The organism is Pseudomonas sp. FG6 (assembly GCF_057809015.1).
In genome coordinates this window covers 1-324 of record NZ_JBMDJD010000096.1, presented here as the reverse complement: position 1 = coordinate 324, position 324 = coordinate 1, and the positions used below count along the sequence as shown (strand labels likewise).

The 324-nt window shown below is 52.5% G+C and carries 1 protein-coding gene; it reads right to left on the bottom strand.

Annotation, left to right across the window (positions count from 1 at the left end; translation table 11 throughout):
* Positions 1-182 (bottom strand): hypothetical protein (locus ACODSJ_RS24760; protein WP_489104230.1); only part of this gene is annotated, 182 nt, incomplete at its 3' end.
* Positions 183-324 lie beyond the last annotated feature (142 nt).

Genomic DNA, 324 nt, shown 5'->3' with positions numbered 1-324 from the left:
GGCTCATAACCCGAAGGTCGTCGGTTCAAATCCGGCTCCCGCAACCAAACATCAAAGAAGGCTACTCGAAAGAGTGGCCTTTTTTGTGCGCCTCTGTTTTTACCCACAACAACGTTAGCCGTCAGTGCGACGACACTGCCGGCTCGAAGTTGTAGGACAATTTTCTTTTTGATTTCGTGCATTTAGGACGATCCCAGGCAGATCGACGGATAATTTGGGCTTGAAGGCTTTTACCGGTTGACACTCTGGCATTCGCCTGTAGAATGCCGCCTCACAGACGCGGGATGGAGCAGCCTGGTAGCTCGTCGGGCTCATAACCCGAAG